Annotated in this window: 15 protein-coding genes and 1 tRNA gene; 4 read left to right on the plus strand and 12 right to left on the minus strand. The window is 61.3% G+C overall.

Going from position 1 to position 17,261, the window contains the following annotated elements; genetic code table 11:
* Window positions 1-10 precede the first annotated feature (10 nt).
* The 3 genes from prmC to rpmE form a co-directional block, all read right to left on the minus strand.
* Window positions 11-946, minus strand: a complete 936-nt coding sequence (prmC, locus tag H3S97_RS01245; protein WP_198219401.1) for a peptide chain release factor N(5)-glutamine methyltransferase — start codon at window positions 944-946, stop codon at window positions 11-13.
* A 23-nt stretch (window positions 947-969) separates the two neighbouring features.
* Window positions 970-2,058 (minus strand): peptide chain release factor 1, encoded by a 1,089-nt coding sequence (gene prfA, locus H3S97_RS01250; protein ID WP_101432704.1) that lies wholly within the window; start codon window positions 2,056-2,058, stop codon window positions 970-972.
* A gap of 103 nt (window positions 2,059-2,161) precedes the next feature.
* Window positions 2,162-2,374: a 50S ribosomal protein L31 gene (rpmE, locus tag H3S97_RS01255; protein WP_015022244.1), complete on the minus strand. Its 213-nt coding sequence runs from the start codon at window positions 2,372-2,374 to the stop codon at window positions 2,162-2,164.
* A 207-nt stretch (window positions 2,375-2,581) separates the two neighbouring features.
* On the opposite strand from rpmE, the gene H3S97_RS01260 reads away from it, so the two are divergent.
* Window positions 2,582-3,355 (plus strand): (S)-acetoin forming diacetyl reductase, encoded by a 774-nt coding sequence (locus tag H3S97_RS01260; protein ID WP_198177388.1) that lies wholly within the window; start codon window positions 2,582-2,584, stop codon window positions 3,353-3,355.
* A gap of 88 nt (window positions 3,356-3,443) precedes the next feature.
* On the opposite strand, the gene H3S97_RS01265 is transcribed toward H3S97_RS01260, so the two are convergent.
* Window positions 3,444-4,655, minus strand: a complete 1,212-nt coding sequence (locus tag H3S97_RS01265; RefSeq protein ID WP_198219402.1) for a MalY/PatB family protein — start codon at window positions 4,653-4,655, stop codon at window positions 3,444-3,446.
* A gap of 141 nt (window positions 4,656-4,796) precedes the next feature.
* Between H3S97_RS01265 and H3S97_RS01270 the strand changes: the two genes are divergently transcribed.
* Window positions 4,797-5,552, plus strand: coding sequence for a helix-turn-helix transcriptional regulator (locus H3S97_RS01270; RefSeq protein WP_198219403.1), 756 nt, complete (start codon window positions 4,797-4,799; stop codon window positions 5,550-5,552).
* A 641-nt stretch (window positions 5,553-6,193) separates the two neighbouring features.
* Here the strand turns inward: H3S97_RS01270 and H3S97_RS01275 are convergent.
* From H3S97_RS01275 to H3S97_RS01285, 3 genes are all read right to left on the minus strand, one after another.
* Window positions 6,194-6,267 (minus strand) — tRNA-Ile (locus H3S97_RS01275).
* 70 nt (window positions 6,268-6,337) lie between these two features.
* The gene (locus H3S97_RS01280; protein WP_198219404.1) at window positions 6,338-7,966 is read right to left on the minus strand and encodes a peptide ABC transporter substrate-binding protein; all 1,629 of its coding nucleotides are present in this window, start codon (window positions 7,964-7,966) and stop codon (window positions 6,338-6,340) included.
* 105 nt (window positions 7,967-8,071) lie between these two features.
* The gene (locus H3S97_RS01285; RefSeq protein ID WP_198187393.1) at window positions 8,072-8,698 is read right to left on the minus strand and encodes an ECF transporter S component; all 627 of its coding nucleotides are present in this window, start codon (window positions 8,696-8,698) and stop codon (window positions 8,072-8,074) included.
* 305 nt (window positions 8,699-9,003) lie between these two features.
* On the opposite strand from H3S97_RS01285, the gene ettA reads away from it, so the two are divergent.
* Both ettA and H3S97_RS01295 read left to right on the plus strand, forming a co-directional pair.
* A complete protein-coding gene (gene ettA / locus H3S97_RS01290) occupies window positions 9,004-10,680 on the plus strand; it encodes an energy-dependent translational throttle protein EttA (RefSeq protein WP_198219405.1) in 1,677 nt (558 codons plus the stop codon).
* 39 nt (window positions 10,681-10,719) lie between these two features.
* Window positions 10,720-11,634: an acyl-CoA thioesterase gene (locus H3S97_RS01295; protein WP_198219406.1), complete on the plus strand. Its 915-nt coding sequence runs from the start codon at window positions 10,720-10,722 to the stop codon at window positions 11,632-11,634.
* Between the two features lie 102 nt (window positions 11,635-11,736).
* Here H3S97_RS01295 and H3S97_RS01300 read toward each other — a convergent pair whose 3' ends face one another.
* The 5 genes from H3S97_RS01300 to tilS form a co-directional block, all read right to left on the minus strand.
* The gene (locus tag H3S97_RS01300) at window positions 11,737-12,291 is read right to left on the minus strand and encodes a DUF3180 domain-containing protein (RefSeq protein ID WP_198180331.1); all 555 of its coding nucleotides are present in this window, start codon (window positions 12,289-12,291) and stop codon (window positions 11,737-11,739) included.
* On the minus strand, window positions 12,288-13,370 hold the full coding sequence (locus tag H3S97_RS01305) for a dihydroneopterin aldolase (RefSeq protein WP_198219407.1): 1,083 nt from the start codon (window positions 13,368-13,370) through the stop codon (window positions 12,288-12,290). The genes H3S97_RS01300 and H3S97_RS01305 overlap by 4 nt, the downstream gene beginning before the upstream one ends.
* An 80-nt stretch (window positions 13,371-13,450) precedes the next feature.
* Window positions 13,451-15,565: an ATP-dependent zinc metalloprotease FtsH gene (gene ftsH, locus H3S97_RS01310; protein ID WP_198219408.1), complete on the minus strand. Its 2,115-nt coding sequence runs from the start codon at window positions 15,563-15,565 to the stop codon at window positions 13,451-13,453.
* Entirely contained in the window at window positions 15,562-16,164 is a 603-nt protein-coding gene (gene hpt / locus H3S97_RS01315; RefSeq protein ID WP_024626706.1) for a hypoxanthine phosphoribosyltransferase, read from the minus strand. The genes ftsH and hpt overlap by 4 nt, the downstream gene beginning before the upstream one ends.
* A complete protein-coding gene (tilS, locus tag H3S97_RS01320) occupies window positions 16,151-17,260 on the minus strand; it encodes a tRNA lysidine(34) synthetase TilS (protein WP_198219409.1) in 1,110 nt (369 codons plus the stop codon). The genes hpt and tilS overlap by 14 nt, the downstream gene beginning before the upstream one ends.
* Between the last annotated feature and the right edge of the window lies 1 nt (window position 17,261).

Here is a 17,261-nt window from a genome sequence, read left to right on the forward strand (position 1 = left end):
AGCTACCAATCTATCCCAGGACCATGGCAGGCCGCCAGGCCGCCAGATAGCGGTCGCGGCCAGCCAGGTCCCGATGAGTGCGTGCCCGAACATACCCCCGCTCCAGTGCAGCAGCGACCATGGCCGGCCCCTGGGAGGCATCATGTTCCATGACCAGCAGACCGCCGGGAGCCAGCAGCACCATGGCCCTGTCCAGAATGCGGCAGGGCAAGAGACACCCGTCAGGCGAACCCCCATAGAGGGCCAGGTCCGGATCCCAGTCACGCACCTCAGGCTGGCTGGGAATCGCATCCATGGGGACGTAGGGAGGGTTGCTGATGACCAGATCCACCCGGCCATCCAGATCAGACAGGGTGGCGGCATTTGCGGCATCGGCCAGCATCAGCTGATAATCGGATCCAACCTCCCGGATGGCGGCCTCCTGAGCGGCGGCATTCAAGGCGCCCCACCGATACGCCTCCTTGTCGACCTCCACGGCCCGGACCCGCGCTCCTGGAACCTCTGTGGCCAGGGACAGGCCGATGGCCCCACTGCCCGAGCACAGATCCACTGCCAGTGGATGATCCACCCTGGTCAAGGCATCCACTCCCGCCTGGACCACCGTTTCGGTCTCAGGACGGGGAATAAAGACCCCCGGTCCCAGGCGGAGATCCAAATAACGGAAGTAGGCATGGCCAAGAATGTACTGCAGGGGTTCGCGTCCGGCCCGCCGTTGCAGATGGGACCGATAACGGTCCAGGGCCGCCGACTGAAAACCATCAGCCTGTCTACGACCACCTTCATTCGTCAGCAGTTCCTCAGCTGTCCGGTCCAAGAGCAGGGCCTGATCCAGCTGATGAAGATCGCATCCAAGGGCATCGGCCAGCAGCAGCCTGGCATCATTGAGCGGCGTAGGCACACCGGCCTGGGCCAGCAGGCGATGGCCCCTATCGACCAGCTCAGCCATACTGGTCCCATGCTCCTGCTGATTCACCCCTGTGATGCCATTCTGCGGGCCTCGTCGGCCTGAATATCGGAGTCGATAACGGCCTGCAGGTCGCCGTCCAGCACCTGTTCCAGGTTGTAGGCCTTATAGCCTGTTCGGTGGTCCACGATCCGGCTCTCCGGGAAGTTGTAGGTCCTGATACGCTCGGACCGATCCAGGGAACGGACCTGGGAATGGCGCATGTCGGCGGCCTGGGCGGCCTCCTCCTCGTGCTTCATGGCCAGCAGACGGGACTTGAGCACCCGCAGGGCAGCCTGGCGATTCTGTATCTGGGATTTCTCATCCTGCATGGAGACCACGATGCCGGTGGGAATGTGGGTCATGCGCACAGCCGAGTAGGTGGTATTGACGGACTGTCCTCCCGGGCCGGAACTCATGAAGATGTCAACCTTGAGGTCCTTGGGGTCGATCTCGATCTCGTCGTCGTCCTCGTCGGCCTCAGGAAAGACGATGACTCCGGCGGCTGAAGTCTGAATGCGGCCCTGGGACTCGGTGACGGGAATACGCTGGACCCGATGGACGCCGCCCTCGTACTTGAGTGAAGCCCAGACGCCGTCGGCAGGAGCCACCTGGCCGCGAGCGCGAATGGCCAGCTGGGCATCCTTGACACCGCCCAGCTGGGTACGGTTCTCACTCATGATTTCGGTGGTCCAGCCACGTTTTTCGGCATACCGCACGTACATGCGCATCAGATCGCCGGCGAAGAGGGCCGCCTCCTCGCCGCCGCTGCCGGCCTTGATCTCCATGATCGTGTCGCGGCCGTCATCGGGGTCGCGCGGAATAAGAGCGGTGCGCAGGGTCTGCTCCAGGTCCGGTATCCGGTCAGCCATGGCCTTGGCCTCTTGCGCGAAGTCAGGATCCTCCCGTGCCATCTGCTCGGCCGCCTGGCTGTCTTCCAAGGCGCTCTGGTAGGCCTTATAGGCTTCAACGATGGGAGCAAGCTCAGCATGTCTGCGACCCAACTTGCGGATCTGCGCCGGATCTGAAGCCGTTTCGGGTTGACTCATCTGCTTTTCCAGGCGACCGTACTCCTCGACGGCAGCCACTGCCGCCGGAAACTGCTCCTCGCTCATCTGCACCCTTCCCGTCCGCTTATCCGCATGGTTCAAGTCATAAAAAACGCCAGTCCCCACCGGGCATAGCAGAGCGACCCGGAAGGGACTGGCGTTGGAAGTGCTACTTGGTCCTCTTGCCGTAACGGGCTTCGAACCGAGCCACGCGACCACCGGTGTCCAGAATCTTCTGCTTGCCGGTGTAGAAGGGGTGGCAGTGCGAGCAGACATCAACCGTCATATGATCGCCGGGAGCGGTCGAACGGGTGATGAAGGTATTGCCGCACGAGCACGTGACCTCAACGGGATGATAATCGGGATGAATTCCCTGCTTCATGGTTACTCCTAGATCCAAGGGCCCCGGGTCGACCGCCCCTGTGGCGGACGTGAACCGGCAACCGCATAATAGTCTAGCGCAACCCGAAGAGATTACGGCACCCTTGCGCCACACGCCGAATCAATCAACCGAGGTGGCCGGTCGAGCGTCCTCTAGAATCAAACAGTCGGACCGACCGGCCCGGCGAGGCGACAAAGGAGGGCAGCAATGCAGCAGGAAGTGGCGTTCGTTACAGGGGCGGCTCAGGGAATCGGCGAGGCCATTGCCCGCCGTCTGGCCAAGGACGGGTTCGCCGTGGCCGTGGCGGATATGAATACGGACAAGGCCCAGGCAGTGGCCGACTCCATCAATCAATCAGGCGGACGGGCTATGGCCGTCACCCTGGACGTGACCGACCGTGTCCAGGTGCGCTCGGCCGTCGAGAAGACCGCCACCAAGCTGGGGGACTTCAACGTGATTGTCAACAACGCCGGTCTGGGTCCGACCACACCCATCGAGTCCATCACTCCGGAGTTGTTCGACAAGGTCTACCACGTCAACGTAGCAGGAACCATCTGGGGCATGCAGGCCGCCGTTCAGGCCTTCCGTGATCGGGGCCACGGGGGCAAGATCATCAACGCCACCAGCCAGGCAGGCGTGGTGGGCAACCCCAACCTGATGCTCTACTCCTCCACCAAGTTCGCCATCCGCGGCCTTACCCAGGTGGCTGCACGCGATCTGGCCAAGGAAGGCATCACCGCCAACGCCTACGCCCCCGGCATTGTCAAGACGCCCATGATGATGGACATCGCTCATCAGGTCGGGGTCAACGCCGGCAAGGATGACGAGTGGGGCATGTCCACCTTCTCGGACGGCATCGCCCTGGGACGGCTTTCCGAGCCGGAGGATGTGGCCAATGCAGTAGCCTTCCTGGCCGGGCATGACTCCGACTACGTAACCGGACAGACCCTGATTGTGGACGGCGGCATGCAATTCCAGTGATTCTGTAGCAAGGATTCGCCCGCATATGATGGACCCCCGCCGATCGGTTCCGCCCGACAGCGAGGGTCCATGATCATCAAGGGATCATTCAGGCGTTGAAGACGTACTTGTCCAGACGATCCATGGCCTCCTGGACACGGCTCAAAGGCAGGGCCAGGTTCATACGGATGGCGCAGGGAGCCTTGAACTGTCGCCCGTCCTGGACGGCCACGCCCACATCCCAGGCCCGCTTCAGCAGCTGATCCAGACTCAGATCATGGTCCTTGCACCATTGCGTGCAATCGAGGAAGAGCATGTAGGTGCCCTGGGGCTTGGAAAGCTCGACTCCCTTAAAATGCTGCCGGAAGTAACCGTAGGCGTAGTCCACATTGCCGGTCAGGACCTGCCGGAGTTCATCCACCCATTCCTGGCCTTGGGGCTTGTAAGCTCCGATCAGGGCATGCATGGACAGCACGTTCATGTCGTTGTAGTGGGCCTTGGACCCCTTGGCCACAATCCTGTCGCGCAGGTACTTGTTGTAGATGATGTGGTAGGAGCCGACCAGCCCGGCCAGGTTGAAGGTCTTGCTGGGTGCATAGAAGGCAGCCGTCCTGTTGCGGGCATCCTCGCTGACCGACTGGGTGGGGATGTGCTTGTGGCCCGACAGGATCAGATCCGACCAGATCTCATCGGAGATGACCACGCAGTCGTTCTCCTTATATACCTCCATGGCCTTCTCGATCTCCCACTTCTCCCAGACGCGGCCGCAGGGATTGTGCGGGCTGCAGAAGACCGCCACATGGATGTTGTTCTCCTTGAGCTTGCGGTCCATGTCTTCGAAGTCCATCCGCCAGACACCCTGCTCGTCCTTCTTCAAGGGGCTGTGCACGATGTGGTAGCCGTTGTTCTCGATGCAGGAGGTAAAGCCGACATAGGTCGGGCTGTGGAGCAGCACCGCATCACCCGGAGCAGCAAAAGCAGTCAAAGTCGAGACCACACCGCCCAGGACCCCGTTCTCATAGCCGATGGCCTCGGCCGTCAGGCCCTCCACACCATTGCGGGTGCGCTGCCAATTGATGATGGCATCGTAGTACTCGTCAGTGGGATTGAAATAGCCGAAGGCAGGATGCTTGGCACGCTCGATGATGGCCTCGGGTATGGTCGGCACCGTAGGAAAATTCATATCGGCCACCCACATGGGAATGACATCGAAGCCCTCCTTGGGAGGTTCGGGGGCGAATCCAGGCTCGGCACCCAGGCCGTCTACAGCAATGGCGTCCTTGCCGTGCCTATCCATGATGCTGGTGAAATCGTATGTCATTAGTCAACCTCTCATCCGGTGCAGATGCGCTCGCAGCGACCTTCCGCCAGTCTACAGCCGTGGGCTCCGCCCGAGTGTCTGCGTCCAATACCAGAGCAGCGATGGTACTATCTGGCTTTAGTCAGTGGATGGGGTGACAGAATGAGTGCATCAAAGCCCGTTTCATCTTCTCTGCAGCTTTTCGTCCCGCTAGTGGACTTCCTGGGCAAAATCCTCGGGCCCAAGACGGAAGTGGTGCTTCAGAATGTCAAGGATTTCTCGCATTCGGTGGTTGCCATCGCCAACGGCAATCTGAGCGGACGCACCATAGGCAGCCCAGCCACCGACCTGGTCCTGCATATCTGGCAGAACCACGAATACGACCGGCATGACTATCTGACCCATTATGCTGGCTACACCATCCAGGGGCATCCCGTGGTCTCCTCCACCCTGTTCGTGCGGAATTCCAGAGGACGGGTGATCGGCTTTCTCTGCATCAATTTTGACAATTCCGCCTTTCGACAGGCCAGCCAAGAGCTCAGGCGGGCAAGCGCTTATCTGGACGCTCTGGGACTGGCCGATCCCACTGCCGAAATGAAAGACAATGAGGCCACGCCAGAAGAACCGGAGGCCGAGACCGGAACCGACCAATCGGTCCATGAAGTCCTCTCCGTCAACGCAGACGAAGTGGTTACGCATAATATCGACAAGTTCGCCACAGAGCTTGGTATTTCTCCGGCAAGGATGAACCTGCAGGAGCGAATGCAGCTTATTACACGACTGGATGGGTCAGGAGTCTTTCTGGTCAAGGGCTCAGTGGACACGGTTGCCCAGGCTCTCGGGATCTCCTCCCCCAGCGTCTACCGCTATTTGCATACGATACGCAATGCCGCTGTAGGCCCTGATCAGAGCACCTAGGCTCGCCCTGCTCAGCTTTGACACACCCCCTCCAGGGTGTATGATTGAAAACAGATATACGGGGGACGTATACACGATGGACCTACAGGGGCTGAATTATTTTCAGTCTCAGAGGAGATGTACATGCGTATAGTTTCCCGGCATATGCCGACGGCTCCCACTCGAGCTCGTCCCGTATTCTTTTCCCTGATAAATTCTCATACTTAGCGGTTCTACGGAAACGCTTCCGGATCATTGTCACGTGCACAGATCTTATGGCTGTCTACGTATGCACATTTGGGGCACCGAGAAGTGGATATACACCGAGGGTGCTCTATGATCCGACATAAAAAACGCGCCTAGCTCTTTTCCCCCGGCTTACATGTGAAGCCATACATATTGCATCGGTGAATCATGGATGCTAGAGCTAGGCGACGAGAGGATGGCCCCGACAATAGCCGGGGCTGTCCTTCTACTAAGACTATCAAGAAAGTTCGGGGTACAAAACCCTGACCAGCCCACTGGCAGTCATCGAAGACGTGAACCAGTGTTGCGCCAAGTTTCCCATTTGACTTTGAGATAAGAGATTTTGATCTTACCCGATTGAATCTATCCATAAACAAACCCCGGAACCTTTAGAAGGTCCCGAGGGCTTGTTTGTGTGGGGCCTCAGGGGCTTGAACCCTGGACCGAACGATTATGAGTCGTTTGCTCTAACCGACTGAGCTAAGGCCCCGCGCCGAACATATCGGCCAGAGTCATGGTATCAAAACGACTCGTCATCAGCCAGGTCCGGGTCGTCGGACCTACTTGGTGACCTGATTGTAGACAGGCAGACCCATGTATCCGAAAGGAGCCTGCCGAACCTGCTTTCCGGCCACTGCAGAGACCTTCCTGTACCAGAGGGGCAGCACCGGAAGATCCTTGAAGAGGACGGCCTCGGCCTGGCGGTAATCCTGCATGGCTTCTTCCTGATCGGTCTTGGACGCGGCGCAGGAAAGAATGGCATCATATTCCGCGCTCTTGTAGTCCCCGTTATTTAGCCCCTTGCCATCGGCCTGGCTGGAGGCATATCCCTGAACCAGGTAGCCTTCGGGGTGGGGATAGTCCGAGGTGATGCCCGAATTGAAAATACTGTTGACCTGACGGTTATGAACCGCCGTATTGAATTCCTTACCCGTCGGGAAGATATTCGGTGCCGTCTTGATGCCCAGAACCTGGGCGTACTCATGCAGAACCGCATCAACCCAGTCCTTGTCGGTCCCGTCGGCGCTGTAAGCGATGCGAAGCGTGCCCTCCCAAGGAGCGATGGCGTCAGCCTTCTTCCAGAGTTTGCGGGCCAGGTCCGGATCGTGGTCCAGCACCTCCCTGCCTTTGATGTCGGAGGCATGCCCCCTGATGGTCGGGGCAAGGAAATCAGTGGCCGGCGTAACTGAGCCAGCGAAGACCTTGTCCGCTATTTTCGCGCGATCCAGGGCATATGACAGTGCCGCCCGGCGAAGGGCGCCTTCCTGCCCCTGGAAATGCTGCAGACCTTGCGGAATGGTCAGCGACCGGAAGGCCGGCCCCGGCTTGATCAAGGGTTGCAGGCCCGAATCGGTATGGAAGGTTTTCAAACGGGAGACCGGAACCGTATCGAGCACGTCCAGGTGGCCGGCTTGGACATCGGCATAGGCGGCATCAAGACTCTGGTAGTCTCTGAACTCCAGGCTTCCGTTACGGGCCTTGCGCGGTCCCTTGTATGAGGGGTCCTTCTCCAGCTTAATACCCTGATTGGGTACCCATGATTTGAAGCGGTAGGGCCCGTTCCCGATCGGTTTCCTGCCGAAGGCCTTGATGTCCTTGTAGGCGGATGCCGGCAGCGGCAGGAAGGCCACATCTCCCACCTTGTAGGGGAAGGAGGAATCCGGCTTGTCCATGGTCACCTCCAGGGTCAGGTCGTCAACCACCCGAAGACCGGATAGAGGGGCCTTGGGGTCGCCATGCTCATCCTGCACCTGCTGGTACCCGGCGATGGTCGAAAAAGCCGAGGCCCCCAGCTGTCCATTGGCCGCATTCGCCGCAAAGGACCAGGAATCCGCATAGGTCTTGGCTGTGATCTTCTCCCCGTTGCTGAAGGTAAGCCCCGGCTTGAGGACAATCGTGTACCGGCTGGCATCCTCATTGGGAGTAATCGATTTGGCCTGAACCAGGGTCATCCCGCCCTTGGCATCGAAGGTGACCAAACCATCGAAGAGCTGGGTCACCACCTTCCAGCCCGCAGTGTCGTTGGTGCTGGAGGGAATCAGGGGAGCTGTAGGCTCGGCATTGTTGACGCTGATGGCGGCCTGTGGGTCGACCCGGTCTTCCTGGGGAGCCTGGGAGGTGCCACAGGCGCCCGCTGCCAGGACGAGCGGAAGCACCACTGCTGCGATGTAGGAACGAAGCTTGGTCATAGTAGGACCCTTCCTGCCCGGTATGGGCCTTGTCACAGCTGCACAAGAAACACCGAGTCATTAAACATATGGTCAATACAGTCGGTTTGGCGAGGATGCCGATATTCAGACCTGCCTGACATCCTGCCCGGATGCCAGCCGATCCAGGGCACCGGTGCTGCCGATGGCCCGGAAGAGGAACCAGCTGACCAGTCCAGCAAGAACCACTCCACTGATCAGCTCGCAGATGGTGCCGATGATCCCCCTCGGGCTGAGGAGGGAGACCCCCTGATAGTAGAAGGCCAGGAGAAAAGCGTTATAGACCAAGGCTATCAGGATACCCCCCAGAACGGTCGTTCCCAGGGTCCACCGGCGGTAGCGGAATATTCCGAAGGCCAGCTCCGCGCAAAGGGCCTCAACGATGGCCTCCACCAAAATCATCGGCACGTTATAGGCGTTGCCAGGCAGAATCTCGACCAGGACACTGATGATGCCGACATAGACGGCCGCGCCGGGCTTGCGCAGTATCAAGAGGGACAGGGTACAGGGAAAGTAGAAGACCCCATGCAAAAGGGCCGCCGCCCCGGGAAGAAGGGCCGTCATCAGCGGGAATATCCACGAGGCGAGCAGGCTGGCCAACCAGTAAATCAACCCCGACACCGCGCCCAGGCCGGCACCGACCGCAATGTCAAGCGGCCTCCAGCGCAACCGATGAGATGCGGAAACCCGACCCTGTTGCTGTTTTACCGTCATCGATACTCCCTTACGACCGTCATAGAGCCGACGGCCCGTTCCTCATGCGCACAGCGATGGGAAGGGACCCGCCCAAGCCGGCAAAGGCCCATCCGGCGTTCCTTGACCTGCGCATACCGGGCGGGAACGTCGACTCAAGGCTACCCCGACTACGGCGGCAGAACCAGGGTCTGGTCATAGGTCTTGTTTATAGGTGGCCATCCGCCTGACTGACCTTGCTTATCAGCCCGGCGCATAAGTCAGAAGTTCCCACTACCATGAATGCAGTTTGCACTGTCTTTTCTATGGTTCTGTGAGGTAGCTTCTTGGCCGAATTCATTTATCAGATGATCAAGGCGCGCAAGTCCTTCGGCGACCGCGTCATCCTGGACGATGTGACCCTGAGTTTCCTGCCCGGCGCCAAAATTGGCGTGGTGGGCCCCAACGGCATGGGCAAGTCCACCCTGCTGCGGATCATGGCCGGCCTGGACACTGTCAGCAACGGCGAGGCACAGCTCACCCCCGGCTATACGGTAGGCATCCTCCAGCAGGAGCCGCCGCTGGACGATGACAAGACCGTCGGCGAGAACATTCGCATGGCCTTCGGCGACATCATGAGCAAGGTGGACCGCTTCAACCAAATCGGCGAGCAGATGGCAGACCCCAACGCCGATTACGACGCCCTCATGACCGAGATGGGCCAGCTTCAGGAGCAGATCGATGCCGCCAACGGCTGGGACCTTGACTCCCAGCTGGACCAGGCCATGGATGCCCTGCAGTGCCCCGACCCGGACACCCCGGTCTCGGTCATTTCGGGAGGCGAGCGCCGCCGCGTGGCTCTATGTCGGCTGCTGCTTGAGGCCCCCGACCTGCTCCTGCTGGACGAGCCCACCAACCACTTGGATGCCGAGTCCATCCTCTGGCTGGAACAGTACCTGCACACCTACAAGGGCGCCGTCCTGGCCGTGACCCACGACCGGTACTTCCTGGACAACGTGGCTGAGTGGATCTGCGAGGTGGACCGTGGCCACCTCTACCCCTACCAGGGCAACTACTCCACCTACTTGGAGACCAAGGCCAAGCGTCTGGAGGTCCAGGGCCAGAAGGATGCCAAGCTGGCCAAGCGTCTCAACAGCGAACTGGAATGGGTCCGCTCCTCACCCAAGGCCCGGCAGGCCAAGAACAAGGCCCGTCTGGAGCGCTACGAGCAGATGGAGAACGAGGCGCGGAACAACAAGAAGCTGGACTTCTCCGAGATCCAGATTCCGCCGGGGCCCCGCCTGGGCTCCAAGGTGCTGGAGGCCGAGCACATCCACAAGGCCTTCGGCGACCGCGTCCTGATCGACGACCTGAGCTTCACCCTGCCTCGAAACGGCATTGTGGGCGTCATCGGCCCCAACGGCGTGGGCAAGTCCACGCTCTTCAAGACCATAGTGGGCCTGGAACCGCTGACTTCGGGCACCCTGGAGGTCGGCGACACGGTCAAGATCTCCTATGTGGATCAGAACCGCGAGGGCATCGACCCCAACAAGAACCTCTGGGAGGTGGTCTCCGGAGGGCTGGACTTCATCGAGGTCGGCGGCGTCGAGGTGCCCACCCGCGCCTATGTGGCCTCCTTCGGCTTCAAAGGCTCGGACCAGCAGAAGCCGGCTGGCGTCCTCTCCGGCGGAGAGCGCAACAGGCTGAACCTGGCACTCACCCTCAAGCAGGGCGGCAACCTGCTCCTGCTGGACGAGCCCACCAACGATCTGGACGTGGAGACTCTGGAAAGTCTGGAAAATGCCTTGCTGGCCTTCCCCGGATGCGCTGTGGTCATCTCCCACGACCGCTGGTTCCTGGACCGTATCGCCACCCATATCCTGGCCTGGGAGGGCACGGACGAGAATCCGGCCTCCTGGTACTGGTTCGAGGGCAACTTCCAGGCCTACCAGGAGAACAAGGTCAAGCGTCTGGGCGAGGAGGCCTCCAGGCCCCACCGCATCCACCGCAAGCTGACCCGCTGAACGAAATACACCACGAGGGATCGAGGGCCGAGGAGAAGCATGAGCACCGAGGATGAAGCACTGGCCCAGGCCATCGCTGGGCTGAACCTGCAGGAGCAGCAGCCCGCCGATGGCCGTTCCCGTTTCCTGGGCAAATCGCTGGACTTCCCCACTGGCCGCCTCTACGGAGGCCAACTGCTGGGCCAGGCCATCATGGCCGGCGGGCGGACCGTGCCCGAGGGTCGACTGCCTCATTCCATGCACGCCTATTACCTGCGTACAGGACTCCTGAATCAGGATGTCCATGCGGAAGTGGAGACCATCCGTGACGGACGTTCCTTCTCCTCCCGACGGGTTGACCTGCACCAGGGGGAACGGACCATCCTGAACGCTCTGCTCTCCTACCAGCAGGTCGGCCAGGAGGGCGTCCGCTATGCCGACCCCATGCCGACGGGACTGCCTGATCCCGAGGACCTGCCTGGTTCCCGGGAGCTTATGGAACCCTATGCCGACAAGTCCCCCTTCGCGGACTACTACGCCCATCAGAGCCCCTTCGATATGCGCCATGTCGGCGGCACGGTCCTGCTGGACGACGCAGATGATGCAGAAAACAAAGATTCCGAGGATGACAGCAGGAGCCGCCAGGCCGTATGGAGCCGCACCCAGGGAAGGGCCGACATGGACCCGCTGATGCGCCGGGCCCTGCTGGCCATGGAGTGCGATCAGATCATGATGGAGCCTGCCCTGCGCCGTGCCGGGCTGAGCATGACCACCCCGGGGATCTCCTTCGCCTCCATCGACCATGCCATGTGGTGGTATCAGGACCTGGATCCCTGCGACTGGCACTGCTTTATTCAGGAATCCCCCGTAGCCGACCACGGTCGCAGCCTATGCATGGCCAAGGTCTACAACCGCCAGGGTGACCTGGCCGCCTTCATGGTTCAGGAGGCCATGATCAGGGTTCCCAAGGGCTGAGCGGCCACCAGATCATCGCGTTTCCCAAGCAAAGGGTCAGCAGCCAATTCGACAGCAGCCGACCGGATTCAGGAATTTCTCAGCGACGGCCTTGAACGCCGATCAGCCATGTCTTTCACTGGAATCGGCCTTTGTCTCCGCCCTGTCAGCGGTGTCGGCCGCATCGGCCATGGGTCTTTGTGAGGACTTGCGCCGGTCGGGGTTTTCAGGTCCGTCATCCGGGGGCAGTTGACAGAGCCACTCCCCCACGGCACCCGCCACCACATCGATCAAACAGACCAGGGATGCGACCAGGCACTCCTGCATGACCCGCATGTAATAGGGAGCGCCTGCATGGCCCATGCTGATCAGGGCCTGACTGCCGTACCAGCCCAACAGGGCGGCGCAGGCAATGCCCAAGGCCTTACTCATGATCAGCACGTTGACCGCGAAGCGCAAATCCATCTGCTTGCGGTCCCCCTTGGCGTAGCGATGCACCTGGAAGGCCATGATCAGGATGGCCAACCCCAGCAGAAAGAGCAATACGCTGACCAGCCAGGGAACCCCCATGAGGTCCGTCCTGGTTGACATGCCCAGTTCCGAGATGCCGGCGCCTCCCATCAGGCCCAGAACCAGGGCGACCAGATAGTGCGCGAGCGGGGTGCGGCGGGCCCTCATGACAGACCGTCCAGAATCCAGTCCTCCGAGACCAGGCTGATACGGTCACGGTCAGGTGCACGGTTGGCCAGGCTGGCCAGACAGGATCCGCCAGCACCCGGCAGGCAGTGTTCAGGCTCCAAATAGGCCCAGGGAATCAGAATGCGCGATGGAGCATCGGCGGCCAGCAGAGGCGGACGGTCCTGGGGAGAGGGGACCGAACCGTCCAAGGTCTCCACCTCCACCACATCGGCATCCAGCCCGCCCATCTGCCTGATTGGGGCTGCCACCATGTCCAGGGCCGACCGCAGCTCCTCCAGATTCAGCGGCGTCTGCAGAATAACCACAGCCGATAGACGCTGATTCCCCCGATCATCCCGGTAGGCATATAGGGGCGAGATGCCGACCAGCTGACTGCCGGGAATTCCGTCAAGGGCTGCAAGAGCACGGAGCATGGTCAACCGATCGGTTCCCGATGCTCCCTCCAGCGCAATCACATCACGCGTCAGAAGGCCCTGTGGCTTGGCTCCCTCAGCAGTCGGCCGACTGGACGCATCAGTATCATTCTCCGGATCCGAGGACAGGCCGTTCTGCGTGGAGGAGGTTACGGGGTGACGCAGCCGGGCCTGCGCCGCATGGCCAGAATCGGCCTGACCAGACAGCAGGAAGGAGGGATGTCCTAAAGAAGGATTCCCGCCGCTGCTAACCCGCCCGGATTCCATGCTGGCAGGGTTGCCTTCCACCTGATCATCGGATGCACGCTCAAGGGTGACGCCCACCTGAAAATCGACCCCTGTTCCCTGGTCAGCGCCCAGACGGGTGACCGTGACCCGGGTGCGGCGGATTTGGTGGGAGAGCAGGATGGCATCAGCCACCTTGGCGGTCAGGGATTCCAGAATCTCGTCAGCCGGCTCGCTTTGAATCAGGTTGACGATCCGACGGACAATCTGCACATAGTCCACGGTCTGAGTGCCGTCGTTGAGCCTGCCTGCCTCACTCAAATCCAGGTAGAGGACGGCATCGACCTGGTATCTGAACCCTGGCTTCTGCCGGCCATGCAGGGGTGCGACCTTGATGGAACTAAGACGGATGGAATCCATGATGTACGCTCCTCCCTCGCCTTGGAACATTCACTGCCGCACGGCCCGGCAACGTGTATTTCACCGAGCCGATCCGGAATTCAGTGCTGGTCCGTTGCGGACGACCCGTTCACGCTGCGCCTGAGCTCCTCAGGAATCTCCACCGGAGGCTGCTCGGAGTCCGGCCGATCCGGTGCAGACAGCCAGAGCCGACGTTCGGGAGCCTTGCGCAAGCCTGCGAAGACCGCAGCCAGCTCGTCCTTGTTCAGGGTCTCTTTGACCAGCAGCTGTCGGACGAGCTCGTCCAGTACGTCACGGTTCTGGGTGATGATCTGCCAGGCCTCTTGGTGGGCCGTCTCGATAAGATTGTGGACTTCCTCATCGATGGCCTCGGCGGTTTTCTCCGAATAGTTGTGGGGCTTCAGGGCATCGAGTCCGGCATCCTGGTCGTTCTCATCTGCCCACTTGATGGCTCCCAGCTTGGATGAGAAGCCGTACTGCAGGACCATCTGCCGGGCGATGCTGGTGGCCTTCTCGATATCGTTGGAGGCGCCGGTGGTCGGATCGTGGAAGACCACCTCTTCCGCCACCCGGCCACCCATGGCGTAGGCCATCTGGTCCAGCAGCTCGTTGCGGGACTGCGAGTACCGGTCTGTGGTAGGCATGACCGCGGTGTAACCCAGGGCCCGTCCACGCGGCAGAATGGTCACCTTGGTGACCGGGTCGGTGTGGTGCAGGGCCGCAGCAACCATGGCGTGGCCGCCCTCGTGGTAGGCGGTGTTGCGCATCTCAGCCAGGGCCATGCCCTTGGTCCGCCGCCGAGGTCCGCTCAGCACACGGTCGATGGCCTCGTCGATGGCCCGGTTGTCGATCAGCTGGGCATCGGAGCGAGCGGTCAGCAGGGCCGCCTCGTTGAGCACGTTGGCCAGGTCGGCGCCGGTGAAGCCGGGCGTGCGCACAGCCACAGTGTGCAGGTCCACATCCGGCACGAAGGGCTTGCCCTTGGCGTGGACCTTGAGGATGGCCTCGCGGCCCTCCAGGTCTGGAGCCTCCACGGCCACCTGACGGTCGAACCGGCCGGGCCTGAGCAGGGCCGGATCCAGAATGTCCGGACGGTTGGTGGCTGCAATGATGATCAGGTTGGTGTCGTTGTCGAAGCCGTCCATCTCGACCAGCAGCTGGTTCAGGGTCTGCTCGCGCTCATCGTGACCGCCGCTCATGCCGGAGCCGCGCTTGCCGCCCACTGCATCGATCTCGTCGATGAAGATGATGGCCGGCGCATTCTTCTTGGCCTCGTCGAACAGGTCACGCACCCGGGAAGCGCCCAGACCGACGAACATCTCGACGAAGTCTGATCCTGCCATGGAGTAGAAGGGCACGCTGGCCTCACCGGCGATGGCCCGGGCCAGCAGGGTCTTGCCGGTTCCGGGGGGACCATAGAGCAGGACGCCACGGGGTATGCGGGCTCCCAGGGCCTTGTACTTGGAGGGATCCTTGAGGAACTCCTTGATCTCCTCCACCTCCTGGACTGCGGCCTCCTCGCCGGCCACGTCCGAGAACTTGGTCTTGGGGGTCTGTCCGTCGCTGAGCTTGGCGGAGTTCTTTTTGCCCCCCATGCCGAACATGCCGCCGCCGGCCGCCGAAGACATGCGCGAGAGCAGGAACCAGAAGACCCCCAGAATGATCAGCATGGGCAGGATGGAGGAGATCAGGTAGCTCATCATGCTGGTCTGCGGCACCACCGAGTTGTACCCCTCGGAGGGCTTGGCCTTTTCGACGGCCTTGACGACCTGCTCCCCCTGGGCCTCCACGTAGTAGAACTGCACATCCTTGCCGAAGTTCTTGGAGGTGCGGTTGCCGCGGAAGCCGGGTACATCCTTGACGAAGTCGCTATTGAGCTTGAGCTCGACGACCTGCATCTTCTCGGTGATCTCGGCCTTCTTGACCATGCTGCTGCGGTCGTTCAGCAGCTCCAGGCCATCCTGGGTATTGATGGTCTGAGCGCCGTTCTGGCTGCTGAAGAAGCCGAAGATTGACAGGATGATGACCACGGCCAGAATCCCCCAGAGCCAGGGGGAACGCCAGAAGGAGCGGTTGCCCCCGTTGGGGCCGGAGCCGTTGTTGCCAAGGTTGAAGTTGAAGGGGTTGTTGCCCTTGTCCCCGTTGTCCCTGCCTCCATTGGGCGGACCCTGCTGCGGTCCCTGCGAGTAGCTCATGACTGCTCCCCCTGATCCTGATGATCCTGTTCCTGGGTCGGGTCCATGTATTCCTCGGACCTGAGTACGGCTATCGAGTCAAGATTACGATACTGCTCGTCGTAATCCAGCCCGAAGCCCACAACGAATTCGTCGGGTATGGCGAACCCCGGATACTTGACATCCACCTCGACCTCGTGCCGCGAGGTCTTGTCCAGCAGGGTGAAAATCTCCACCGATGCAGCTCCTCGCTCCTTGAGATGCTCAACCAACCAGTGCAAGGTGTAGCCGGAATCGATAATATCCTCAACGATCAGAATATGCCGTCCGCGCACATCGCAGTCCAGATCCATCCTGATGTCCAGGTCTCCCTTGGAAACGCTGGTTTTGCCGGCCGGATAGCTGGAAATGCTCATGAACTCGATCTGAACCGGTATGGTGACGGCCTGTGAGAGGGCGGCAAGCGTGTTGAAAGCCCCCTTGAGCACGGCCAGCATGATCGGGTTCTTACCCCGGTAATCCCGGCTGACCTGTTCGGCCGTCCGGTTGATCAGCTCTTCTATCCGTTCCTTGGACACCAGTTCATGGTCGATATGGGATTGAATATCAGCGATGCGCATGGTCTCCATCATTGCATATGAGAATGACTTGACCCTTACGGATTGCTGTATGGGAGCTGGGAAAGCGTGGCCCTTGCTGACCGTGCCATCGGCAGACCAAATCATCCAGGGCCCTGACCTGCACGGCCGTGAACCGTATGCCCAGCCTGGTCAGCACCTGGGCCAGCAGGCGGGTGCGCAGGGCCGGGTGGCAGTCGGCCAATCCGAGGGCGTCCAGGCGGGCCAGCACCCCCTCGGCTCTCTGGTCCGAGTCAGGGCGGGCGACCAGCCGCTGGAACAACCCATCCACCTGGGTGTCCAGATAATCCTGATCCAGACGGGCCATATCCGCGCCCAGGGCCAGACGGCGGACCATGTCCCGGCCAGCAAAGCGATTCAAGGCGGGCAGCAGGTCGTGGCGGATCCGCGAGCGCAACGGCAGCGTCTCGGGAAGCGCGGAACCGGCCGGCTGATCGTCGCCGTTGGTGGGGTCGTCCCACCACTGAATCCCCTGCTGGCGGCAAATGGCCGTGGTGTCCTTCCGGTCCAGGTCAAGGAATGGGCGCAGGTAGCGCATTCCTCCGCGTTCCACACGCCGGGCCATGCCGGTGATGGCCTCCAGCCCCTGGGAGCGGATCAGGCCGATCAGCACCGTTTCAGCCTGATCGTCACGGGTGTGCGCCAGGAGGACGACCCTGGCGCCAAGCTTGAGGGCCTGCTCGGAGAGGGCCTGATAACGGGCCGCACGGGCGTCAGCCTCAGGGCCGGCCGAAGTAACGGGTACATCCACTCTGGTGACGCGGACAGGATCCAATCCCAGCCCCCTGCAGGTTCCAGCCGCACGTTCGGCGATCCGATCCGAATCCGGCACCAGGCCATGATCGATTAGCAGGGCCCCACACCGCAACCCGGTCATATCGGCCACCAGGTGGGCCACGCAGGCCAGGGCCAGGGAGTCCCGCCCTCCCGAGCATGCCACCAGAATCAGTGGGGCATCCGGATCGGGCCGGTGCACCCCGTGATGGGCGAACCGCTTATCCTGCAAGCCTAGGCCCTCCCGGTCCAGGGTCGAACGCAGGAGCCCCACCGCCTTTTTCATCTCTGCCGAATAGACCATG

The organism is Bifidobacterium choladohabitans (assembly GCF_016102005.1).
Lineage (GTDB): Bacteria > Actinomycetota > Actinomycetes > Actinomycetales > Bifidobacteriaceae > Bombiscardovia > Bombiscardovia choladohabitans.